General features: G+C 62.0%; 24 protein-coding genes. 16 read left to right on the top strand and 8 right to left on the bottom strand.

Annotated features, from left to right (window positions below):
* Positions 1 to 41 precede the first annotated feature (41 nt).
* From ACS4RS_RS09755 to ACS4RS_RS09725, 7 genes are all read left to right on the top strand, one after another.
* Positions 42 to 875, top strand: a complete 834-nt coding sequence (locus ACS4RS_RS09755) for an SDR family oxidoreductase (RefSeq protein ID WP_439011130.1) — start codon at positions 42 to 44, stop codon at positions 873 to 875.
* 14 nt (positions 876 to 889) lie between these two features.
* Positions 890 to 1,093 (top strand): twin transmembrane helix small protein, encoded by a 204-nt coding sequence (locus tag ACS4RS_RS09750; protein ID WP_003589977.1) that lies wholly within the window; start codon positions 890 to 892, stop codon positions 1,091 to 1,093.
* 554 nt (positions 1,094 to 1,647) lie between these two features.
* Positions 1,648 to 2,226: a cob(I)yrinic acid a,c-diamide adenosyltransferase gene (locus ACS4RS_RS09745; protein ID WP_439011131.1), complete on the top strand. Its 579-nt coding sequence runs from the start codon at positions 1,648 to 1,650 to the stop codon at positions 2,224 to 2,226.
* A gap of 33 nt (positions 2,227 to 2,259) precedes the next feature.
* Complete coding sequence (locus ACS4RS_RS09740; protein ID WP_439011132.1) at positions 2,260 to 3,057, top strand: rhomboid family intramembrane serine protease; 798 nt, start codon at positions 2,260 to 2,262, stop codon at positions 3,055 to 3,057.
* Positions 3,058 to 3,220: 163 nt separating this feature from the next.
* Positions 3,221 to 3,970 (top strand): electron transfer flavoprotein subunit beta/FixA family protein, encoded by a 750-nt coding sequence (locus tag ACS4RS_RS09735; protein ID WP_439011133.1) that lies wholly within the window; start codon positions 3,221 to 3,223, stop codon positions 3,968 to 3,970.
* Between the two features lie 23 nt (positions 3,971 to 3,993).
* On the top strand, positions 3,994 to 4,923 hold the full coding sequence (locus ACS4RS_RS09730; RefSeq protein ID WP_439011134.1) for an FAD-binding protein: 930 nt from the start codon (positions 3,994 to 3,996) through the stop codon (positions 4,921 to 4,923).
* Between the two features lie 209 nt (positions 4,924 to 5,132).
* Positions 5,133 to 6,014, top strand: coding sequence for a 3-hydroxybutyryl-CoA dehydrogenase (locus ACS4RS_RS09725; protein ID WP_439011135.1), 882 nt, complete (start codon positions 5,133 to 5,135; stop codon positions 6,012 to 6,014).
* Between the two features lie 227 nt (positions 6,015 to 6,241).
* Here the strand turns inward: ACS4RS_RS09725 and tlpA are convergent, their stop codons facing one another.
* Positions 6,242 to 6,904, bottom strand: coding sequence for a thiol:disulfide interchange protein TlpA (tlpA, locus tag ACS4RS_RS09720; RefSeq protein WP_449313957.1), 663 nt, complete (start codon positions 6,902 to 6,904; stop codon positions 6,242 to 6,244).
* A gap of 26 nt (positions 6,905 to 6,930) precedes the next feature.
* On the opposite strand from tlpA, the gene argH reads away from it, so the two are divergent.
* The 4 genes from argH to ACS4RS_RS09700 all read left to right on the top strand — a co-directional run bounded on the left by argH (position 6,931) and on the right by ACS4RS_RS09700 (position 12,874).
* Positions 6,931 to 8,334, top strand: a complete 1,404-nt coding sequence (argH, locus tag ACS4RS_RS09715) for an argininosuccinate lyase (RefSeq protein WP_439011136.1) — start codon at positions 6,931 to 6,933, stop codon at positions 8,332 to 8,334.
* Between the two features lie 131 nt (positions 8,335 to 8,465).
* Positions 8,466 to 8,660: an LPS translocon maturation chaperone LptM gene (gene lptM, locus ACS4RS_RS09710; RefSeq protein ID WP_003582619.1), complete on the top strand. Its 195-nt coding sequence runs from the start codon at positions 8,466 to 8,468 to the stop codon at positions 8,658 to 8,660.
* 11 nt (positions 8,661 to 8,671) lie between these two features.
* On the top strand, positions 8,672 to 9,940 hold the full coding sequence (lysA, locus tag ACS4RS_RS09705) for a diaminopimelate decarboxylase (RefSeq protein WP_449313956.1): 1,269 nt from the start codon (positions 8,672 to 8,674) through the stop codon (positions 9,938 to 9,940).
* A gap of 267 nt (positions 9,941 to 10,207) precedes the next feature.
* The gene (locus ACS4RS_RS09700) at positions 10,208 to 12,874 is read left to right on the top strand and encodes a TIGR02302 family protein (protein WP_439011138.1); all 2,667 of its coding nucleotides are present in this window, start codon (positions 10,208 to 10,210) and stop codon (positions 12,872 to 12,874) included.
* Between the two features lie 103 nt (positions 12,875 to 12,977).
* Here ACS4RS_RS09700 and ACS4RS_RS09695 read toward each other — a convergent pair whose 3' ends face one another.
* The 3 genes from ACS4RS_RS09695 to ACS4RS_RS09685 form a co-directional block, all read right to left on the bottom strand.
* On the bottom strand, positions 12,978 to 13,337 hold the full coding sequence (locus ACS4RS_RS09695) for a response regulator (protein WP_003567048.1): 360 nt from the start codon (positions 13,335 to 13,337) through the stop codon (positions 12,978 to 12,980).
* Positions 13,338 to 13,541: 204 nt separating this feature from the next.
* Positions 13,542 to 14,084 carry a hypoxanthine phosphoribosyltransferase gene (hpt, locus tag ACS4RS_RS09690; RefSeq protein WP_003567049.1) on the bottom strand — a complete coding sequence of 181 codons (543 nt, stop codon included), beginning with the start codon at positions 14,082 to 14,084 and terminating at the stop codon, positions 13,542 to 13,544.
* Positions 14,085 to 14,218: 134 nt separating this feature from the next.
* Complete coding sequence (locus tag ACS4RS_RS09685; RefSeq protein ID WP_439011139.1) at positions 14,219 to 14,869, bottom strand: hypothetical protein; 651 nt, start codon at positions 14,867 to 14,869, stop codon at positions 14,219 to 14,221.
* A gap of 206 nt (positions 14,870 to 15,075) precedes the next feature.
* Between ACS4RS_RS09685 and ftsE the strand changes: the two genes are divergently transcribed.
* From ftsE to ACS4RS_RS09665, 4 genes are all read left to right on the top strand, one after another.
* On the top strand, positions 15,076 to 15,735 hold the full coding sequence (gene ftsE / locus ACS4RS_RS09680) for a cell division ATP-binding protein FtsE (RefSeq protein WP_003567051.1): 660 nt from the start codon (positions 15,076 to 15,078) through the stop codon (positions 15,733 to 15,735).
* Entirely contained in the window at positions 15,728 to 16,741 is a 1,014-nt protein-coding gene (locus ACS4RS_RS09675) for a cell division protein FtsX (RefSeq protein ID WP_439011140.1), read from the top strand. Before ftsE ends, ACS4RS_RS09675 begins: the two co-directional genes overlap by 8 nt.
* A 67-nt stretch (positions 16,742 to 16,808) precedes the next feature.
* Positions 16,809 to 17,525: an ElyC/SanA/YdcF family protein gene (locus ACS4RS_RS09670; protein ID WP_439011141.1), complete on the top strand. Its 717-nt coding sequence runs from the start codon at positions 16,809 to 16,811 to the stop codon at positions 17,523 to 17,525.
* A gap of 198 nt (positions 17,526 to 17,723) precedes the next feature.
* On the top strand, positions 17,724 to 18,521 hold the full coding sequence (locus tag ACS4RS_RS09665; protein WP_439011142.1) for a 1-acyl-sn-glycerol-3-phosphate acyltransferase: 798 nt from the start codon (positions 17,724 to 17,726) through the stop codon (positions 18,519 to 18,521).
* A 2-nt stretch (positions 18,522 to 18,523) separates the two neighbouring features.
* Here the strand turns inward: ACS4RS_RS09665 and ACS4RS_RS09660 are convergent, their stop codons facing one another.
* Positions 18,524 to 19,054, bottom strand: coding sequence for a gamma-glutamylcyclotransferase (locus ACS4RS_RS09660; protein ID WP_439011143.1), 531 nt, complete (start codon positions 19,052 to 19,054; stop codon positions 18,524 to 18,526).
* A 50-nt stretch (positions 19,055 to 19,104) separates the two neighbouring features.
* Here ACS4RS_RS09660 and ACS4RS_RS09655 point away from each other — a divergent pair, with 50 nt between their 5' ends.
* A complete protein-coding gene (locus ACS4RS_RS09655; protein WP_439011144.1) occupies positions 19,105 to 20,121 on the top strand; it encodes a DUF2125 domain-containing protein in 1,017 nt (338 codons plus the stop codon).
* Positions 20,122 to 20,132: 11 nt separating this feature from the next.
* On the opposite strand, the gene ACS4RS_RS09650 is transcribed toward ACS4RS_RS09655, so the two are convergent.
* Genes ACS4RS_RS09650 through hisC form a run of 3 tightly spaced genes read right to left on the bottom strand, consistent with a single transcriptional unit; the run spans position 20,133 to position 22,582 of the window.
* Positions 20,133 to 20,552 carry a GNAT family N-acetyltransferase gene (locus tag ACS4RS_RS09650; protein WP_439011145.1) on the bottom strand — a complete coding sequence of 140 codons (420 nt, stop codon included), beginning with the start codon at positions 20,550 to 20,552 and terminating at the stop codon, positions 20,133 to 20,135.
* 9 nt (positions 20,553 to 20,561) lie between these two features.
* Positions 20,562 to 21,488: a prephenate/arogenate dehydrogenase family protein gene (locus tag ACS4RS_RS09645; RefSeq protein WP_439011146.1), complete on the bottom strand. Its 927-nt coding sequence runs from the start codon at positions 21,486 to 21,488 to the stop codon at positions 20,562 to 20,564.
* Positions 21,485 to 22,582, bottom strand: coding sequence for a histidinol-phosphate transaminase (gene hisC, locus ACS4RS_RS09640; RefSeq protein WP_439011147.1), 1,098 nt, complete (start codon positions 22,580 to 22,582; stop codon positions 21,485 to 21,487). The genes ACS4RS_RS09645 and hisC overlap by 4 nt, the downstream gene beginning before the upstream one ends.
* Between the last annotated feature and the right edge of the window lie 57 nt (positions 22,583 to 22,639).

The following is a 22,639-nucleotide window of genomic DNA, read 5'->3' as shown; positions in this document are numbered from 1 at the left end:
GAATATGGGAAACGAGTCCCATTTTGTACAGGAATCATTCCATGGCGGGAGAGCGCAGCATCGTCGTGACCGGATGCTCGTCCGGTATCGGCGCTCATTGCGCGCGGGCGCTGAAAGCCGACGGATGGCGCGTCTTCGCAACGGTGCGCAAACCGGACGATCTGCCGGGCTTGGAAGCCGACGGCATCGAAGCCCTCCTGATGGATTATGCCAGGCCCGAGACGATTTCCGCGCTGGTCGACACCGTGTTGCAACGCAGCGGCGGCCGCATCGACGCGCTATTCAACAACGGCGCTTACGGACAGCCGGGCGCCGTCGAGGATCTTTCGACGGCAACGCTGCGCGCCCAGTTCGAGGCAAATTTCTTCGGCTGGCACGAATTGACGCGGCAGGTGATCCCGGCGATGCGCAAATACGGCCAGGGCCGGATCGTGCAATGCTCGTCCATTCTCGGCGTCGTGCCCTATCGCTATCGCGGCGCCTATACCGCCTCCAAATTTGCGCTCGAAGGCCTCAGCATCACCCTGCGCATGGAACTGCAGGGCAGCGGCATCCACGTGAGCCTGATCGAGCCCGGGCCGATCGCCACACATTTCACCACCAACGCACTTGCTAAGATCCGGGAGCATATCGACGTCGAGAACTCGCCGCACGCAGCCGACTATGTCAGGCAACTGGCAAGGCTCGACGGATCCGGCCCGGTCAACCGCCACAAGCTTGGCCCGGAGGCCGTCTATTCCGTATTGAAACACGCATTGAACTCGAAAAATCCGAGGCCACATTATCCTGTAACGACACCGGCCAAGCAGGGCATGTTCCTGAAGCGGCTGCTTCCGGCAGACCTCTTCTACCGCCTGATGCGCTGGACGGACTGAGAAAGCTGAATGCCATGTCCACGGTCACCTATATCCTCGCGATCATCGTCATGGGCTGCGTCGCCCTCGTCCTGATCCGGGGCCTCTTCAATATGATGAAGGGCGGCGACGCCAACCGTTCCAACAAGCTGATGCAGCTTCGCGTCCTGTTGCAGGCAATCGCCATCTTCCTGATCATGCTGACACTCTGGATCACCGGCGGCGGCCGGCCGACGTGAGTATTTTTGATGATCGGCGCGAATAGGAAATATAGAGAAGGAATGATGCCAAAAGCCGTGTCTTTGTACCCCCGGTCAGGTTTGGCGACAAAGCCAACTCCACCTTCCGTCATCCTCGGCCTTGAGCCGAGGATCCAGGCCGCGGCCGCTGACGGATGCGGTGTGGATCCTCGGGTCAGGCCCACGGCTGCCCGGCTCGTACCAATGGCCGCCCCTGACCCTAACCCTCTCCCCGTAAAAAACGGGGAGAGGGGACGTGCCCTGCGAGACGTTGGCGAGAGACGGAGAGGCTGCGGCGTTTCCCCTTCTCCCCGTTTTACGGGGAGAAGGTGGCGGCAGCCGGATGAGGGGCGTGGTGAGACGACGCCTGACGCGGTAGCTCTCTACGCACGGGCAAATTTGACGACAATGCCAACCCCACCTTCCGTCATCCTCGGCCTTGAGCCGAGGATTCATGCCACAACGGCTGATGGATGCGGCGTGGATGCTCGGGTCAAGCCCGAGTATGACGGAGGATGGGGTGGTTCGGCTCTCCCGCCCACCGGCGGTGCAACATGGTGAAGCTCAACAAGATCTACACCAAAACTGGCGACGACGGCACGACCGGGCTGGTGTCCGGCCCGCGCCGGGCAAAGGACGATCTGCGCGTCGAGGCCTATGGCACGATCGACGAGGCCAATTGCGCGATCGGCCTGGCGCGGCTGCACACGGCCGGCCTGCCCGAACTCGACGCCATGCTGATGTCGATCCAGAACGATCTCTTCGATCTCGGCGCCGATCTCGCCACCCCCGATACCGGCGAGCCGCCGGCCTATGAACCGCTGCGGATTGTCGAGAAGCAGGTTGACCGCGTGGAGCGCGATATCGATCAGCTGAACGCTGGCTTGGAGCCGCTGACATCGTTCGTCCTGCCGGGCGGCTGCCCGGCCGCAGCACAATTGCATCTGGCCCGTACGATTGCGCGGCGCGCCGAGCGTTTGATGGTGGCGCTTGCACGTACCGACGGCGAAATCGTCAGCGAACCGGCGAGGAAATATGTCAACCGCCTCTCCGATTTCCTCTTCGTCGCCGCGCGTCATGCCAATGACAGAGGCCATGCGGATGTGCTTTGGGTTCCGGGAAAAAACAGATAGGCTTGCCGCGATCACGATCGCCGGGGGGCCTTGATGTTCATACCACTTCACGACGCCAATACGCTGAAACATATCAAGGTGCAGTGGGTGACGCTCTCACTGATCGCGCTCAATATCGCAATCTGGCTATTGACCAGCCTGGAGAGCGAGCAGGCAGCCCAGGCGACAACAGTCGGGCTCGGCTACATCCCGGCCATCGTCTTCGGCGACGCGGTGCTGGCGCCGGGGCTCGAAATTGTGCCGGAACCGCTGACTTATCTCACCTATGCCTTCGTCCACGCCGGCTTCTGGCATCTCGCCGGCAACATGATCTTCCTCTGGGTCTTCGGCGACAATGTCGAGGATGCGATGGGGCATCTGCGCTTCCTGATTTTCTACCTCGCCTGCGCAGGCGCCGGCGCGCTCTGCCACGGGCTGCTCAGCATGGCGTCGCAGGTGCCGCTGGTCGGCGCCTCGGGGGCGATTTCCGGTGTGGTTGCCGCCTATGTCTTGCTGCATCCGCGCGTCAAGGTCTGGGTGCTCGTCTTCTTTCGTGTGCCACTGCCGCTGCCGGCATTCGTGCCGCTGCTTCTGTGGATCGGTCAGCAATTCTTCATGCTGGCGATCGCCCCCGACGGCGACGTTTCCTGGGGCGCGCATGTCGGCGGCATCCTTGCCGGGGCGCTTCTGATCCTGGTAATGCGCCGGCCAGGTGTGCCGCTCTTCGACCGGGAAATCGTCACGCCCCGGGCTGTGAGAAGCGATCCCGGCGCCGGTCCGGCCATCACCGTCGACGCAGCCGGGCGCAAGTTTCAACGCCTTCCCTGGGGTCGGCGCCGACAAGGATATTGACGTGAACGTAAACGTCCATATATTGCCCGGCAAATCGCCCGCCGCTAGCATGGAAGCGTTGTAATTGGAGGAAAAGCGCGTATCCATGTCGCCATTCGACAATCGAAATGGCGCGCGAGCGCGCATTTTCGCTGAAGCCAATTTCCCCTGAAGGAAGGACACCATGAAGATTCTCGTGCCCGTCAAGCGCGTCGTCGACTACAATGTGAAGATCCGGGTGAAGCCGGATGGTTCCGGTGTCGAGCTTGCCAATGTGAAGATGTCGATGAACCCGTTCGACGAGATTTCGGTGGAAGAGGCGCTACGTCTGAAGGAGGCCGGCAAAGCCGAGGAAGTGGTGGTGGTCTCGATCGGCCCCGCCAAGGCCGAAGAGACGCTGCGGACCGCCCTTGCCATGGGTGCCGACCGGGCGATCCTGGTCGAAACCGACGATCAGGTCGAGCCGCTGGCCGTCGCCAAGATCCTCAAGGGCGTGGCCGATGCCGAACAGCCGGGTCTGATCATTGTCGGCAAGCAGGCGATCGACGACGACAGCAACCAGACCGGCCAGATGCTGGCGGCACTGCTGGGTTCGGCCCAGGCGACCTTCGCCTCGAAGATCGAGATCGGCGATGGCAAGGCTGAGGTGACCCGCGAGGTCGATGGCGGCCTGCAGACGATCGAGATCAAGCTGCCGGCAGTGGTCACATCGGACCTCAGGCTGAACGAACCGCGTTACGCCTCGCTGCCGAACATCATGAAGGCGAAGAAGAAGCCGCTCGACAAGAAGTCGCCGGCTGACTTCGGTGTCGACACCACGCCGCGGCTGAAGGTGCTGAAGACCGAGGAGCCCAGTGGCCGCAAGGCCGGCGTCAAGGTCAAGTCGGTCGCCGAACTGATCGACAGACTGAAGAACGAAGCCGGCGTGCTTTAAGGCAGGAAAGAGAGAACACCATCATGACCATTCTTCTTCTGGCCGACCACGACAATGTCAGCCTTTCCGACCAGACCGCCAAGGCACTGACGGCAGCAAGCCAGATCGGCTCCGATATCCATGTGCTGGTTGCCGGCAAGGGCGCCAAGGCTGCGGCCGATGCCGCTGCCAAACTTTCCGGCGTCTCCAAGGTGCTGCTGGCCGAAAGCGACGCGCTTGCCAACAATCTCGCCGAACCGCTTGCCGACCTGATCGTCTCGCTGGCCGGCAGCTATGACACCATCGTCTCTGCCGCCACCTCGGTCGGCAAGAACGTGCTGCCGCGGGTGGCTGCCCTGCTTGATGTCGCCCAGGTCTCGGAGATCATCGAGGTTGTCAGCCCCGATACCTTCAAGCGGCCGATCTATGCCGGCAACGCCATCCAGACGGTGCAGGCAAGTGATGCCAAGAAGGTCATCACCGTGCGCACCGCCTCCTTCACTTCGGCGCCGACAAGCGGCTCGGCAACAGTGGAGGCGATCGCGGCCGTTTCCGATCCGGGTCTGTCGCGTTTCGTGAAGGACGCGCTGTCGGCCTCCGACCGGCCGGAACTGACCTCGGCGAAGATCATCCTTTCCGGCGGTCGGGCGCTGGGTTCGGCCGAGAAGTTCAAGGAGGTCATCCTGCCGCTTGCCGACAAGCTCGGGGCTGCCGTCGGCGCCAGCCGTGCGGCCGTCGATGCCGGCTACGCCCCGAACGACTGGCAGGTCGGACAGACCGGCAAGGTCGTCGCCCCGCAGCTTTATATTGCCGCCGGCATCTCCGGGGCCATCCAGCATCTGGCCGGCATGAAGGACAGCAAGGTGATCGTCGCCATCAACAAGGACGAGGAGGCGCCGATCTTCCAGGTCGCCGACTATGGCCTGGTCGCCGATCTGTTCGAAGCCCTGCCGGAACTGGAAAAGGCGCTTTGAAGCAGGTCGCGCAAAGGCCGAAAGCGCGAGAAGCGAATCCGAAAGATCACGGCGCGCTTCAAACGCCTCAAATGCTTTTCTTTCGCACTTGCGAATGACTGGAAAATTATCTTTTATCGGGCTACTACTGCTGCCGGGCGATCCTTCGTCCGGCAGCATTGCTAAAAAATGCGGCAGCGCGGGGGCAAATGCCGTGCGGGGGTTTGGAGATGAATGCGGTGTTGAAGAATATTGGTATTATCGGTGCCGGCCAGATGGGCTGCGGCATCGCGCATGTTTCGGCCGCCGCAGGTTATAGGGTTCACATCTACGATCTCTCACAGGATCGCATCGAGTCCGGCCTTGCCACCATCAACGGCAACCTGGCTCGTCTGGTAACGAACAGCAAGATGACCGAAGAGGAGCGCAAGTCGGCCTTGTCGCTCATCACAGGCTCGTCCGATGTCAATGATCTCGCCCCCTCCGATCTCGTCATCGAGGCCGCCACCGAGGATGAAACGGTCAAGCGCAAGATCTACGCGCAGGTTTGTCCGGTCCTGAAGCCGGAAGCGCTGCTTGCCACCAACACCTCTTCCCTTTCCATCACCCGGCTAGCTGCCGCCACCGACCGCCCCGAACGCTTCATGGGCATTCATTTCATGAACCCGGTGCCGGTGATGAAACTGGTCGAACTGGTGCGCGGCATCGCGACCGATGAGAAGACCTTCTCGGCCGCCAAGGAATTCGTCGGTACGCTGGAAAAGACCATCACCGTCGCCGAGGATTTCCCGGCCTTCATCGTCAACCGCATCCTGCTACCGATGATCAACGAGGCGATCTACACGCTCTATGAAGGCGTCGGCACCGTCGACGCCATCGACACGGCGATGAAACTCGGCGCCAACCATCCGATGGGACCGCTGCAGCTTGCCGATTTCATCGGCCTCGACACCTGCCTTTCGATCATGCAGGTGCTGCATGACGGCCTGGCGGACTCGAAATACCGCCCCTGCCCGCTGCTGGTGAAATATGTCGAGGCCGGCTGGCTCGGGCGCAAGTCCGGACGCGGCTTCTATGACTATCGCGGTGAAGTGCCGGTCCCGACGCGGTAAACAGGTGTCGCCCGAAAGGGCGAATGGACCGAACGCCCGCGAAATGCTTTCTTGCCGTGAACGGGAGGAAACGCCATGTCGACCGAAACACCGATGTTCCTGCTGCAATGCTGCGTGCTCATCGGGCTTGCGGGTGTCTTCCTCATCAAAGGAGACGGAGACTCTTGACGGGCTCCTTATGCATGTCGCCTGGAAGTGGATAACGACATGCATGAAAACAAGGAGCTTTAGGACCCGATCGCACCCTTGATCAGCGCCTTGGCATCTTCGCTGTCCCAGGCAGCCGGGCCGTTCATCGCCGAAATCAGGCACCCCTTGTCGTCGAGCAGCAATGTCACCGGCAGACCGAAAGCGAGACCTTCCTTTTTCAGGCTATTGAAGACGCCGATCGTATTGTCGCGGTAAAGCTGCAGCGCATCGACGCCGATCTCGTTCAGGAAGGCCTTCGGCTTCTCCTCGTCACCGGTATCGATATTGACGGGCACGACCTGGAACTTGTCGCTTCCCATACCCTTTTCCAGCGCATTCAGCGCCGGCATCTCCTCGCGGCAGGGCAGGCACCACGTGGCCCACAGATTGAGAAGCACGGTTTTGCCGGCAAAATGGTCGAGCGTCATCGCCTTGCCGTCAGGGCCGTTGAATGCGACCGCAGTCAGCTTGCGCGGTTCGTTGGCGGCGACCATGGCGGCGACTTGCCCCTTCATCAGCGGCGCCAGATTGTCAGCACGCTCCTTCGCCAGCGAGCATTCGGCCGAAGCGGTATCGCCGATGCCATTGCCAATCCCCGTCTCCTTCACGTATACCGCTGCCGCACCGGCAACAATGCCTGCAACGGCGGCGATTGCGATCAGTTTTACGGACGGCAGGCCGAAGGGTTTTCTCGTCGTCATTTCATTCTCCAGGACGGGCATCTTCCATGGCCGAGAGCAAAGCCGATACCAAATCCTCCAACCAGATGTGGGGCGGGCGCTTCGCCTCCGGCCCGGACGCGATCATGGAGGAGATAAATGCCTCGATCGGTTTCGACAAGAAGCTTTTCGCGCAGGATATCCGCGGTTCGATCGCCCACGCGACCATGCTCGCCCATCAGGGGATCATATCGGCCGAGGATAAGGACAAGATCGTTCACGGGCTAAACACGATCCTGTCAGAAATCGAGAGCGGCAATTTCGAATTTTCGCGCCGGCTCGAAGACATCCATATGAATATCGAAGCACGTCTGGCGACACTGATCGGACCGGCCGCCGGCCGGCTGCACACAGCCCGTTCGCGCAACGACCAGGTCGCGCTCGACTTCCGCCTCTGGGTGAAGGAAGAGCTCGAGAAGACCGAAAAGATGCTGACCGGCCTGATCGCCGCCTTTCTCGACCGCGCCGAAGAGCATGCCGAAAGCGTCATGCCGGGCTTCACCCACCTGCAGACCGCCCAGCCCGTGACCTTCGGCCATCACTGCATGGCCTATGTCGAAATGTTCGGCCGCGACCGCTCGCGCGTGCGCCACGCCATCGAGCATCTGGACGAAAGCCCGATCGGCGCGGCGGCCCTTGCCGGCACCGGTTATCCGATCGACCGTCATATGACCGCCAAGGCGCTCGGTTTTCGCGAGCCGACCCGCAACTCCATCGATACGGTCTCCGACCGCGACTTCGCCATCGAATTCCTGTCGATCGCCGCGATCACCGGCATGCACCTGTCGCGTCTGGCCGAAGAGATCGTCATCTGGTCGACCCCGCAATTCGGTTTCGTCCGCCTCTCCGATGCCTTCTCGACCGGCTCCTCGATCATGCCGCAGAAGAAGAACCCGGATGCCGCCGAACTGGTGCGCGCCAAAACCGGCCGCATCAACGGCTCCCTGGTTGCGCTGCTGACGATCATGAAGGGCCTGCCGCTCGCCTATTCCAAGGACATGCAGGAAGATAAGGAACAGGTCTTCGACGCCGCCGAGAGCCTGGAGCTGGCAATCGCCGCTATGACCGGCATGGTGCGCGACATGACCGTAAACACCGCGCGCATGAAGGCGGCGGCCGGCTCCGGCTTTTCGACGGCGACCGACCTGGCCGACTGGCTGGTGCGGGAAGCGGGCCTGCCCTTCCGTGATGCCCATCACGTCACCGGCCGGGCCGTGGCGCTTGCCGAAAGCAAAGGCTGCGATCTGGCCGAACTGCCGCTCGCCGACCTACAGGCGATCCATGCCGCGATCACCGACAAGGTTTACGACGTGCTGACCGTCGAAGCCTCGGTCGCCAGCCGCAAGAGCTTCGGCGGTACCGCACCCTCCGAAGTCCGCAGGCAGATCGCCTTCTGGCGCGCCCGCAACTGAGGGATATCAGGCGGCACAAGCCGCCGCGGCCTTGCCGCATAGGCGGAAAGAGCGTCCAACAATCAGGGTGCACAAGGCGGATAAACTTCGCTATGACAATGTCCATCGAAATGCCGCCGAAGAGGATATCCATGCAGAAGAGCTTGCCGCACCTCATCCGCCTGACGGCGGTTCTCGCCGTCATCGGCCTTGCCGTTGCCGGATGCGGGCGCAAGGGCGACCTCGATCCGCCGAGTGCTGCGGCAACCAAAGAAGGTGACGTTTCCAAGCCGACGAAACAGCCGGGAACCGTCGACAAGCCCTTCCTTCTCGATCCCCTTCTTTAAGGCATAAGCCCGTGAACCATTTCGAGTACCGCGACGGCGTCCTGCATGCCGAAAACGTCCCCGTTCCCGAGATCGCCAAGGCGGTCGGCACGCCCTTCTACGTCTATTCCACCGCGACGCTGGAGCGCCATTACCGGGTTTTCTCCGAAGCCTTCGCGGATATGGACTCCATGGTCTGCTACGCGATGAAGGCGAATTCGAACCAGGCCGTGCTGAAGACGCTCGGCCGCCTCGGCGCTGGCATCGACGTCGTCTCCGAAGGCGAACTGCGCCGCGCGCTCGCCGCCAGCATCCCGGCCAGCCGCATCATGTTTTCAGGTGTCGGCAAGACGCCGCAGGAAATGGATTTCGCTCTCGAGGCAGGCATCTACTGCTTCAACGTCAGATCCGAGCCTGAGCTCGAAATCCTCAACCAGCGCGCCGTCAAGGCCGGGACGAAAGCGCCGGTCTCCTTCCGCATCAACCCCGATGTCGATGCAAAAACACATTCGAAGATCTCGACTGGCAAAAAGGAAAACAAGTTCGGCATCTCCTGGGAGCGTGCCCGCGCCATCTATGCCCATGCCGCCAGGCTGCCGGGCATCGAGGTCACCGGCATCGACATGCATATCGGCAGCCAGATCACCGAGCTGCAGCCCTTCGACGACGCCTTCAAGCTGCTGCATGATCTTGTCGCGACGCTGCGCGCCGACGGCCACACGATCGATCACGTCGATATCGGCGGCGGCCTCGGCATCCCCTATAAGGACGACAACAATCCGCCACCTTTGCCGGACGCCTATGCGGCGATCGTCAAGAACCAGTTGCGCGGCCTCAACTGCAAGATCATCACCGAGCCCGGCCGCCTGATCGTCGGCAATGCCGGTGTCCTGGTCACCGAAGTCCTCTATGTGAAGGACGGCGGCGAGAAGACCTTCGTGATCGTCGACGGCGCGATGAACGATCTGATCCGCCCGACCCTCTACGAGGCCTATCACGAAATCCGCCCGGTGACGATTTCGGCGGCGAACGCCCCGCGCATCCGCGCCGACGTGGTCGGCCCCGTCTGCGAGACAGGCGATTACTTGGCGCTCGACCGCGAGATGGCGATGCCGAAGCCCGGTGACCTGATTGCCGTTAGCACTGCCGGCGCTTATGGCGCGGTGCAGGCCGGCACCTATAACAGCCGGCTGCTGGTGCCCGAGGTTCTGGTCAAAGGCAGCGATTTCCATGCCATTCGCCCGCGCAGAACCTATGCCGAACTGATCGGCCTCGACTCCGTTCCCGCTTGGCTCGATTAAAGTACGTGGCGCAAAACGGTGCAGCGGTTTTGCGATCACGACATTAGTAAAACATGGATTTGACGCGCCAGCAGCAATCTGAAAGATCGCGACGCGCTTTGACCAGCCATCACTTTTTGGCGAACAGACGTGAAAAGCCGGTATTGCCGGCCGCTCGCCCTCGCCTTCGCCACAAAGAGTGTTATCCTTGTCAGTCATGAGCGTATTGCCCTGCAATCGCCGGATGCGCCCTCTGTTCCAGAACGCCAGATCGCGGAGACCGGACCGATGACAAGCCCCTCAAGGCAGAGGAAAGGTGCGTTTGCGCTCCGCCCCTCGCTTGCCCGGCTGGTGACGACAAAACGCCTGCTGGCGCGCGTGGTGCTGTTTTTCGAGCAGTTGCTTCCGCCTTTGATGCCGGTTCTGGCAGTCATCGCCTTTTATCTCGCAGCCTCCTGGTTCGGCCTCTTCCGCAGTGTGCCGGACTGGCTGCGCATCCTGCTGCTGATCGCCTTTGCTGCGGCCTTTCTCGTCTCGCTGCTGCCCTTGCGCAATCTGCGCTGGCCGGGGGTCGCCGAAGCCGACCGCATGCTGGAAGAGCGCAACGGCCTGCAGCACCAGCCGGTCACCGTCCAGGAAGACGAGCCGGCCTTCGATACGCCCTTCGCCCGGGCGCTCTGGCGCGAACACCAGACCCGTATGGCCGAAAAGATCGCAGCCCTCGATGCCGGACTGCCGCAGCCGGATATCGCCGCGCATGACCGTTTTGCGCTGCGCGCCGTGCCGGCGCTGCTACTGGTCACCGCCTTTGCCTATTCGCTGTCGATCAACGGCGGCTCGCTCGGTGACGCATTTCAGTCAGCACCCGAGCAGGTGATCGTCGATCCGGCGGTGCGCATCGACGCCTGGGTGACCCCGCCCTCCTATACCGGCCGCGCTCCGGTCTACCTCACCGCTGACGGCAGCGAGCAGGCACCGATCGGCATTCCGCAGTTTTCAGGCCTTACCGTTCGTGTCAGCGGCGGAAAGACGGCCGAAAAGGTCGTGTTCCGCAAGACGAACGGCCAAGCGCAGGATATCGCCGTGCAGGCGGATGCTAAACCGCGGCAAACGGCGGCAGGCCGTGAACAGCCGAAGGCGGCGCCGGCCGGCGAGGCCGCCACCAACCAGGCACAGGTGGCGCAGACGCATGTGATGAAGCTCGAAGAGAATGGCGCTCTCGAAGTCAACGGCCGCCGCTGGAGCTTCGAGGTCCTCCCCGACAAGGCGCCGGAGATCGCCTTCGACGGTTTGCCGAAGCCCAGCGTCAACGGCGCGCTTGAAATCGGCTTTACCGTCAAGGACGATTACGGCGTCCAGGAAGCGCATGCGGAGATTGTTCCGGTCGAAACCGATCCGACGGCGACGCCACTCTATCCGTTGCCGGAATACCGGCTGGATATTCCCCGCCGCAACGCCCGCGACGCCAAGGGCGTGACCAGCCGTAACCTGACCGAACATCCTCTTGCCGGCAAGCGCGTGCGCGTGACGCTCGTCGCCAAGGATGGCGCCGGTCAGACCGGCCGCAGCCCACCGCATGAGATGATCCTGCCGTCGCGGCCCTTCAACGAGCCGCTTGCCGCAGCTGTCGCCGAGGAGCGGCAGGTTTTCGCGCTCGATACCCGCAAGATGCCGCAGGCGATCGCGCTGAACGAGGCGCTGACCATCCGTCCCGAGGAGACCATCCCAAAGCTCACCAATTATCTGCTGCTGGAATCCGCCCTGACGCGCATGAAGCTTGCAAGGGGCGAGGAGGCGCTGAAGGATACGGCTCAGTATCTCTGGGAGATCGCACTCGGCATGGAGGACGGTGATCTTTCCCTTGCCGAGCGCAAGCTGCGCGAGGCCCAGCAGAAACTTGCCGACGCATTGGACCGCAACGCGCCGGACGAGGAGATCAAGAAGCTGATGGATGAGCTGCGCAAGGCGATGCAGGACTATATGACCGAGCTTGCCCAACGCATGCAGAACGCGCCCATGCAGCCGAACCAGAACGCCCAGAACATCCTGCGCCAGCAGGATCTGGAACGGATGATGGACCAGATCGAGAATCTCGCCCGCTCCGGCAATCGCGACGCAGCCCAGCAGATGCTGTCGGAATTGCAGCGTATGATGAACAACCTGCAGGCCGGCAGGCCGCAGCGCGGCCAGCAGAGCCAGGAAAACAGCGAGGCCCGCAAACAGATCGACAAGCTCGGCGAGATCCTGCGCGACCAGCAGAAGCTGATGGAACAGACCTTCCGTCTCGATCAGCAGCTCCGGGACCGCATGCAGCGCGGCGAACCCGACATGGGCGAAAACGATCCACTGCTTGACGAGATGAACCCTGGCGAGAACGGCGAGCCACAGGATCAGCAGCAGGGCCAGCAGGGCAAGGAAGGGCAGCAGCCCTCCGACCAGATGACGGCCGAGCAGCTGCGCGAAGCCCTGAAACAGCTGCGCGCCCAGCAGGATGCGCTCGGCAAGCAGCTCGGCGAATTGCAGAAGAGCCTCGGCGAATTGGGCATGAAGCCTGGCCCCGGCTTCGGCCAGGCGCAACGCGAGATGGAAGGTGCCGGCCGTGAGCTCGGCCAGGGCCGCGGCCAGCCGGCCATCGAGGGCCAGGGCCGCGCGCTCGAAGCGCTTCGCCAGGGCGCCCGCGACATGATGAACCAGATGATGCAGGCCCAACAGGGCCAGCAGGGCCAAGGTCCGAACGGTCAGGTCGGTCAGGGGGATCAGAACGGCCGCGACCCGCTCGGCCGGCCGCGCCGCGTCCAGGGGCCGGATTTCGGCGACAACAGCGTGAAGGTGCCCGACGAGATCGACGTTCAGCGTGCCCGGGAAATCCTCGACGCGATCCGCGAAAAGCTCGGCTACAATCCGCCGCAGGAAATGGAACGGCGGTATCTCGAACGGTTGCTGGACATTCAATAGGTCTTACGCCGCCGTATAATCGATCGGCGGCGCGTTAAGCCATGTCACGCAAAACCATGCATGACGTTGCCCGAAACCCGTTCAGGCGTTTCGGCAGCATGCTTCAGGCGACGAGCGCGCGGGCGACTGCCTTGCGAATATCGGGAAGCGCGAATGGTTTGGCGACGACGTCGATGATCTTTTCGGCAAGATCGTCGGCCCGTTCGCGCTGCTCGGCATAGCCGGTCATCAGCAGGATCTTCAGGCCGGGAAAGGCGTCTTTTGCCTGGTGAGCGAGTTCGATGCCATCCATTACGGGCATGCGGATATCCGAAAGCAGCAGATCGTAGGCCCCGTCCCTCAGCTTCTCCAGTCCCTCGGCGCCATCGGCCGCTTCATCGGTCTCGTGACCGTCAAGCCTGAGCGCCCGGGCTACGAAAGACCGCAGGGAGTCCTCGTCTTCCGTAATCAGAATTCTTGCCATATGTGCATTGCTCCGTCTTCAGCCCCCGACGGAAATCACCAGACTTTCCTTTTCGATCGGTAAAGATGTCGAAGCGATGGACGGAATGGTTAACAACCCGTCTCGACAGCATGACAGCGCTGCGCGTCTGAAAAGATGCGCGAAGGACGCTGTAACACTTTGAATCGCTGCATCCTTTTCCGATTTAAGGAATTGTGCAGCAGCTCAGGCGTCGCCAGTCACCACGCCGACGAAGGGCAGTTCGCGGAAGGCGTAAGCCACATCCATGCCGTAACCGACGACGAAATAGTCGGGGCATTCGAAGCCGACATAATCGGCCTCCAGCTTTTCCTTGCGCTTGACGCGCTTGTCGAGCAGCACGGCGATGGTGACGTTGCGCGCGCCGCGCTCGAACAGCAACTCCTTGGCAAAGAGCAGCGTGCGGCCGGATTCGAGGATATCGTCGATCAGCAGGACGTCGCGGCCATGGACGTCACTGTCTATATCCTTGACGATGCGCACGCCTTGGGAGACCGTGCCGATACCATAGCTCGACAGCGTGATGAATTCGACCTCCGGGGCAAGCCCGCTATCATGCAGGGCGCGGATCAGGTCGGCGGCGAAGATGAATGAACCCTTGAGCACGGCGATGACGAGCAGATCCTTGGTCGGCCCGTTGGCGATCTCTCGCGCCATCGAATGATTGCGCTCGGCGATCTGCTCGGCAGTGAAGAGCGGCTCGATATTTTTTCCGCGCACGACAGGCATAAGGGCTTGCTCCATGAAAAGAAGGGTAAGCCGTTAGCACATATGCGAGCTTGAAACAGCCTCGTCAGCTATGAAATTAACGGAATTGGCGCGACTTGCGGGGGAAAGCCAGCCATTCCGTGTCAAGTCGCTCTCTACGGGAGGAACGAGAGCCTGACTTCCGGCAGTTTTCCGCCAGCATGCTGCAAACGCGCCGAGAAGCCCCGGCTCTGGCCGCCATAGATGACATCGGAGGGCGGATTGATGACGATGCTTGCGGTCAGCCGCTCGTCGGTCACGACATCGGCGCGGATCGGATGCACCGTCTGCGTCGTGCCGCTGTCGTTTTCGATGATGCCGTTGATGACGAGCACGCGCATGCCGTTCGCGTCGCGCGGCGCCACCGTCACATGGGTGAAATGCAGCGGCGCTCCGGAATAGGCCGGCTCGGCGGAAAAGCCGGAAAAGCCGCCCGCAAGCCCGAAGACGAGCACGGCGAGCGCCAGCACCAAGCCTGCGAAGCTCCGCATCGACGCGCGCTGCAGGAAAGCTTCCACATCGCGCAGAACAGTTGCCATCGCAGCTGTCTGCGGCGGCTGTGCTGCCCGTGCTTGAGCCGCGCGCTTGCGGTTGTCGTTATAGGTCCTTGCAGTGAATTCCTTCGGTCGAACTTTGCCGAGCGTTACGAATTCGGCGTCGGAAATATCGGCAGGACGCGCCGCCCGATACTGGCGGGCGACAGGTTCCGGCGGCAGGAAATCATAGGCCTGGCCCGGCGTCCGGCGGCTGAAGGAGGATGCTTCCATGGTGGCTGCCTCGCAGATGTCCACATGGTTTCGCTGCCAGGGGCAATCTTGGCATTGAAACGAATCCTGCTCAGTCGTAAATTTTAATGGTTAATGCTTCGCAAAGATCGCCATCAAACGGGCGTCTTTCCGGCAAAATTTACCGGCTGTTAACGGTGTTGGTTAACAAGTCACGCGGTGAAACCCACAACAGACTGAGCTGCCCGTTGATCCACTTCGAGAATGTCGGTTTGCGCTATGGTATGGGCCCGGAAATCCTCCGGGACCTGACCTTCGACATTCCGAAGAAATCCTTTCAGTTCCTAACGGGCCCATCGGGCGCCGGCAAGACGTCGCTGCTGCGGCTGCTCTTCATGTCGCTGCAGCCGACGCGCGGCCTGATCCGTATGTTCGGGCGCGACATTTCCGAAATCCCCCGCCCGGAACTGCCGCTGCTGCGCCGCCGAGTCGGCATCGTCTTCCAGGATTTTCGTCTGCTCGATCACCTGACCACCTATGAGAATGTCGCTTTGCCCTTACGCGTGCGCGGCAAGGATGAGAGTTCCTACAAGACCGACGTGCTGGAACTGTTGAAATGGGTCGGCCTCGGCGAACGCATCAACGTGCTGCCGCCCGTGCTCTCCGGCGGTGAGAAGCAGCGCGCCGCGATCGCCCGGGCGTTGATGGACCGGCCGGAAGTGCTGCTCGCCGACGAACCGACCGGCAATGTCGACCCGCCGATGGCCAAGCGCCTGCTCAATCTTTTCCTCGAACTGAACCGTCTCGGCACCGCCGTTGTGATCGCCACGCATGACCTGGCGCTGATGGAACAGGTGGAAGCCCGCCGCATGATCCTCTCGGGGGGGCATCTCGATATCTATGACTGAGCCCCCGTCCAAAAACCCGGACAAGGCGCCGGCCAAGACTGAGCAGAAGCGGCCGGAAATGCGCGTGCGTCCGACTGCGCCGATCCTGCCTCCGTCCAACATCCAGGGCAGCGCATTGATGGTGGTGATTTCGATCATGGCCTTTCTCGCCTGCCTGACGCTCGGTGGCGTCAGCATGGTGCGTTCGACGGCAGCAAGCTGGGAGAGCCAGATCTCCCGCGAGATCACCATCCAGATCAAGCCGGACGACAATCTCGAGATGGAAAAGGCGCTGACCCAGGCGCGCGACCTGGCGCTGACCTTCGTCGGCACCAAGAGCGGCCAGATCGTCGACGAGGCGGCGACCGCCCGCCTGCTCGAACCCTGGCTCGGCCCCGGTCTCGATCTCAAGGATCTGCCCGTTCCCCGCCTCGTCATCATCACCATCGACGAGAGCAATCCACCGGATTTCGATTCCATGCGGGCGCTGCTCAAAGACAGTATCCCGCAGGCTACCCTCGACGATCACCGCACTTGGGTCGACCGGCTGGTGTCCATGGCGCACACCACCGTCATGATCGGCACCGGCATCCTGCTCCTGGTCTTCTCGGCGATGGTGCTGACCGTCGTCTTCGCCACGCGCGGCGCGCTGTCGGGCAACCGCCACATCGTCGAAGTGCTGCACTTCGTCGGCGCCGAAAGCTCCTTCGTCGCCACCGAATTCCAGAAGCATTTCCTGAAGATCAGCCTCAAGGGCTCGGCGATCGGCAGCGCCCTTGCCGCTCTGTTCTTCGCCACCGCCGGCTTCTGGCAGAGCCGCACGCTGGCCACCCCGGAAACCGATCAGGCGACGGCGCTCTTCGGCACCTTCTCCGTCGGCGTGCTCGGTTATGCCGGCATCTTCGCAACGATGATCGTCATCGCGCTTCTGACCACCTTCACCGCGCGCCTGACCGTCATGCGGACGATCTATGAAATCGATACATTGCGCTCGGACCCGACACGCACCGACGGCATTGCGAGTTGATCGCGACCATGCCGTTTTGTGATGAAAGCGTCTGTTCCGCGCCGCAATCAGCGTATAGTCACGATTCATGACCATGGGAGATACGACACCCAACCCGATTCATCAGGACCCGGAGCTTGACCGCCCGGTGGCTTTGCCGCCGCGGCGCGGGCTGATCCGCCGCCTGTTGCGCTGGGGTGGATTTGCCTGCGTGCTGGCGATCGCACTGGTGTTCGGCGGTTTCCTGCGTTTCGCCGATTCCGTCACGACGCTGAAGCCCCCGGCCGAGCCGAAGGCCGATGCGATCGTCGTGCTGACGGGCGGCTACCAGCGCATCGACCAGGCGGTGGAACTGCTGCAGAAAGGTGCCGGCAAGCGCTTGCTCATCTCAGGCGTCCACCCGACGACGACGCCGGCGCAGATCCGCAAGATGACGCAGGGCTCGGCCGATCTGTTCTCCTGCTGTGTCGATATCGGCTACGATGCGATCGACACGATCGGCAATGCCGAAGAGGCTTCGAACTGGATCCACGCCAAGGGCTACCGCAGCGTTCTGATCGTCACCAACAACTATCATATGCCGCGAAGCCTGGCCGAACTCTCCTATGTCGATCCCGACATCGAGTTCATTGCTTATCCCGTGGTCAATTCGGATTTGAAGAGCCGAAACTGGTTCACCGACCCGAATGCGATGCGCGTCATGCTGGCCGAATATGCAAAAGTGCTGCTGGCCGGCGCCCGCAACATTACCGGCTTCGGCCGCCACACGGGGCTGCGCTCGGCAAGCGCGTCGGGCGAGAATTGATGCTTTTGCTAGAGCATGATGCCGAAAAGTGTGAGCAGTTTTTTCATGACATCATGCTCTAACCCTTTAATCCAGAACAGGATTCAGATTTTAGGCCCGGCCGAAAATCTGAATCCTGTTCTGGAGTATCATCAAACGCTTTTTATGACGGGCAATATCGTGTAGGCCGGTCGCGTGAGCATGCCTCGGGAAAGTTTCATGATCGCCCTGCGTTCCGTCCTCTTCAACACGATCTTCTACGCCAACCTCATCATCCGGATGATCGTGCTCTCGCCATACTATTTCCTGGCGCCACGCCTGACCGCCTATGCGATCCCGAAGAATTGGGCGCGCTCCAACCACTGGCTGATGCGGGTGATCGTCGGCACCACCTTCGAGATCGAGGGTCTGGAGAACCTGCCTGACGGCAGCTACATCCTGGCGCCGAAGCACCAGTCCTTCTGGGATACCTATGCCCTGCTGCCCTGGCTGAAAGACCCGGTCTACATTCTGAAGCGCGAGCTGATGTGGATTCCGCTGTTCGGCTGGTATGCCAAGAAGCAGCGGGTAATCCCCGTCGATCGCGGCGCCCGCGGCAAAGTGATGGTGGAAGTGCTGAAGCGCACGAAGAAAGAGCTTTCGACCGGCCGCCAGCTAATCATCTATCCCGAGGGCACCCGCCGTCCGCCGGGCGCCGAGCCGGTCTATAAATACGGCATCGCCCGCATGTACCGCGATCTCGCCATCCCCGTGGTGCCGATCGTCATGCATCCCGGTCTGTTCTGGCCGCGCCGGAGCATTCGTCGTTATCCCGGCCATTTCAAGGTGAGGATCCTGCCGCCGATCATGCCGGGAATGGATCCGGACGCGTTTTTCGCCCATCTGATCGAGGTTTCGGAGCGGGCAAGCGACGAGCTTCTGCTCGAAACCGTCGAGGCAAACCCGCATGTGCCGCTGCCGCCGACTGCGGTCGAAAGGGTAGCGGAGCTGCGCAGACTGAAGGCGGCGACCGCCTGAAGTCAAGGCGTGCGCAGTCGCTCCACTTCGTCGACGACCTGCTCCAGCCAATGGTCGCGAATGCCCATCTGCTTCAGATGCGTCAGCGTGTTGAAGACATAGGCATCGTTCGAACCCGACTGGCCCTTGGCCTCGTTCACCACCCGCGCCGCCGCAAGCGCGTCGAGCGTACCGGCATATTGCTCATGGTCGCGATCAGCGATGTAAGTAACCGCCTCCATCCGGCGCCGGCCGGCAAGCTGCAGCAGCACCCGGCGCTCCAGATAGACATTGGTCACCAGCTCGCGGGCGCGGAGATAATCGATCACCTCATCCCATTTTTCCGGGGAAATGCGGAAAGCCATGCCGCGGCAGGCGCCGCCTCTGTCGAGGCCGAGAACCAGGCCCGGATTGTCGCGCGTGCCGCGATGGACGAAGGAGCGGACGCAGAGCGAGCGCCTGTAGCCGTAGATCAGAGCCTCTGCCCGCTCCATGAACTCGAAGCCCGGATTCCACATCAGCGAACCGTAGCCAAATACCCAAAATTCGTCCATATCGCACGCCAGACCGGAATCACTTTTGCGATTCACCATTGGAGAACATCATGGCAGCGTCAAGCCAATCCGCTAGCAGCCAATCTGGCAGCGGTAAGAAATTCTGGCTGCTGGGCGGCGGCATCCTCCTGGTGATCGCGCTTTATACCGGCGGCTGGTTCTATGCGGCCTCGGCGTTGAAGACCACGGTGCTGAAGGCGATCGCGCCGCGCGATCAGTCAGGCGTCAGCGGCGAATGCTCCGATATCGAATTCCGCGGCTATCCTTTCCGTATCGGCCTGTTCTGCTCCAAGATCGATGTCGATGACACTGTCAACGGCGTCTCGGCCACCTTCGGCGCCTTGCGTTCGGCAGCCCAGGTCTATGCGCCGGGCAACATCGTCTGGGAGCTCGATTCGCCGGCTGAAATCCGCACCAGCAACGGCCTTTCGATCTCGGCCCAATGGGCAGACCTGCAGGCGAGTCTGGCGACCAAACTGCAGGGCATCAATCGCAGCTCGACGGTGATCGAGGGCCTGAAGGCGACGGCGGTTTCCTCCTATACCGGCCAGACCATCAGCTTCGATGCGGCCCGCACCGAGATCCATCTGCGCCAGAACGGCGCCGATCTGGACGGCGCGATCTCCGTGCAGGATGCGAATACGGCGATCAAGGACTGGCCGCAGATCTTCCCGAAATTCTCTGCCAGCATCGATCTGACCGTCGCCGGCAAGGCCGGCCTGATCGACGGCAGCGACCCGAGCGGCCTCAATGGTGCCGCCGGCGAGCTGCGCCGCATCGTCGCCGACATCGGCGACGGCAAGGTAATGACGCTCACCGGTCCCTTCTCCTTCGACGAGCACGGTCTCCTCTCGGGAAAATTCAAGCTGGAGATCGAACAGCTCGGCCCCTGGGGCGACAGCCTGAAACAGGCCTTCCCGGATATCGCCCCGACCGTCAAGACGGCGACAAAGCTGCTGCAGTCGCTGGCCGGCGGCAAGGACAAGGTCTCGGTCGATCTCGTCGTCGATCGCGGCAACGCCACCGTCAGCGGCTTCATTCCGCTCGGCCGGATCCCGCCGATCTAGTCCATCGCCTTTCAGGCTAAGTGCTTGATGAAGAAAACCTCAGGCACGGATTGCAGACCGGGCAGCTCGATCGCGCCGGTCTCGGAAAATCCGTTGCGGCGATGCCAGTCCTGCGGCCGGCTCTCGTCGCATTCGCTTGAGGTCATCAGCAAGCGGGCGCCCTCGCCGCGCATTGCCTCTTCCCAAGCAAGAAACAGTGTCGTCCCGACGCCCGAGCGGCGGTGGCCGGGCAGGACGCGAATCATTTCCATATAGGGAACCCTGCCCCAGAAGCGGGAGAAGCGCAGGAAGCCGACGATTTCACCGGCTTCCCGGGCGATGAGATATTCGCCAAGCCTCACGCATCGCGATACCCATGCCTTGCCGGCACCGGCATCCTCTCGAACCAGCCAGTCGGTATCGGCTTGGCTCGCGCTGACCACCTCCACCATCGGGCGCGGCTACTTCTTGTCCAGCGCGTGGGGGCGGCCGAAATCTGGTGCGTCGACGTCCTGGCCGGCTTGGACGATCGAGCGGCGGATGGCGCGGGTGCGGGTGAAGAGTTCGAAAATCTTGTCGCCCTCGCCCCAGCGAATCGCCCGCTGCAGATAGGCAAGATCCTCCGAGAAGCGTGCCAGCATTTCGAGGATCGCATCGCGATTGTGCAGGCAGACGTCACGCCACATGGTCGGGTCGGAGGCCGCAAGTCGGGTGAAGTCGCGAAAGCCCGAGGCCGAATATTTGATGACTTCCGACTCCGTCACCGTCTCCAGATCGTCGGCGGTGCCGACGATGTTGTAGGCGATGATATGCGGCAGGTGCGAGACGATCGCCAGCACCTTGTCGTGGTGCTCCGCATCCATCTCGTCGACCTTCGAGCCGAGCGCCTCCCAGAAACCACGCAGCTGTTTCAGTGCTGTTTCATCGGTGCCTGCGACTGGCGTGAAGATGCACCAGCGGCTTTCGAAAAGACCGGGAAAGCCGGCATCCGGGCCGGATTTTTCCGTGCCGGCCAAGGGATGGCCGGGAATGAAATGCACACCGGCCGGGATATGCGGCTGCATCTGCGCGATGACCGAAGCCTTGGTGGAACCGACATCAGTGACGATTGCCCCGGGCTTCAGGCTTGCTGCAATCTCTTTTGCCACACTTTCCGAAGCGCCGACCGGCACCGAGACGATCACCAGATCGGCCCCCTCGACGGCATTCGCCGAAGAGGTCGTGTAACGATCGCCGAGACCGAGCTCTTCGGCACGCTTCAGCGTATCGGCGCTGCGTGTGGCGACGACGATCTCTCTTGCAAGGCCGAGCCGCCGGATGTCGTAGGCAAGCGAAGAGCCGATCAAGCCGATGCCGATCAGCGCAATACGATCGAACTGCACGTTCATGCCTTATGTCCCATGAATTCGCTGAGGGCGGCGATGACGCCGCGATTGGCCTCTTCAGGGCCGATGCTCATCCGCAGCGCATTGGAAAAACCGTAGCTGCGCACGGCGCGCAGGATAAACCCCCGGCTCGTCAGCAGATCGTCGGCATCGGCAGCGCGCTTGCCGTCAATATCGGGAAAATGGATGAGGACGAAATTGGCGACCGACGGCGTCACCTTCAGGCCAATCGTTTCGAGTGCCTGGGTGAGCGTCTCCACCCACATCTGGTTGAAGGAGACGGCCTGCTGGACGAAGGCCTGGTCGCGGATAGCCGCTGCCCCGGCGGCGATTGCTGGCGCGTTCAGATTAAAGGGCCCGCGCACGCGGTTCACCGCGTCGACGATCTCGGCGGGCGCATACATCCAGCCAACGCGCAGCGCCGCAAGTCCGTAGGCCTTCGAGAAGGTGCGGGTCATCACGACGTTGGCATTGGCGGACACGACCTCGATGCCGGCTTCATAATCGTTGCGGCGCACATATTCGGCATAGGCGGCATCGAGCACTAGGACGACACGTTTCGGCAGCCCGGCCTGCAGGCGGCGGATCTCGCTGACCGGGACATAGGTGCCTGTCGGATTGCCGGGATTGGCGATGAAGACGATCTTCGTCTTCTCCGTTACCGCGGCAAGGATCGCATCGACATCGACGGTATGATCCTTTTCCCTGACGACCACGGGCGTGGCCCCGGCGCCCTGGATCTGGATCTTGTAGACTAGGAAACCGTGCTCGGTGATGATGCCCTCGTCCCCGGCGCCGAGATAGACATGGCAGAGCAGGCCGAGCAGTTCGTCGGAACCGTTGCCGCAGAGGATGTTTGCCGGGTTGAGGCCGTGCACGGCGGCGATCGCCTCGCGCAGTTCCACCGCCTGCCCGTCGGGATAACGCCCCAAATGGTCGGCAACCGCCTTACAGGCTTCGATCGCCTTCGGGCTGGCGCCGAGCGGCGTTTCGTTGGACGAAAGCTTGTAGATGCGGGCAACGCCCGGCGCATGTTCCTTGCCCGGCACATAGGATGCGATATCGAGAATACCGGGACGCGGAACGGGCTTGCTCATCTCAACGCTCATGGGTCGACCTTGGAATTGCCGGAAATGACCACGTGGCATTAAAGC

It is taken from the genome of Rhizobium sp. F40D2 (genome assembly GCF_051810745.2).
Taxonomy (GTDB): domain Bacteria; phylum Pseudomonadota; class Alphaproteobacteria; order Rhizobiales; family Rhizobiaceae; genus Rhizobium.
The sequence above is the reverse complement of the archived record's forward strand: the minus strand, read 5'-3'. Positions and strand labels throughout refer to the sequence as shown.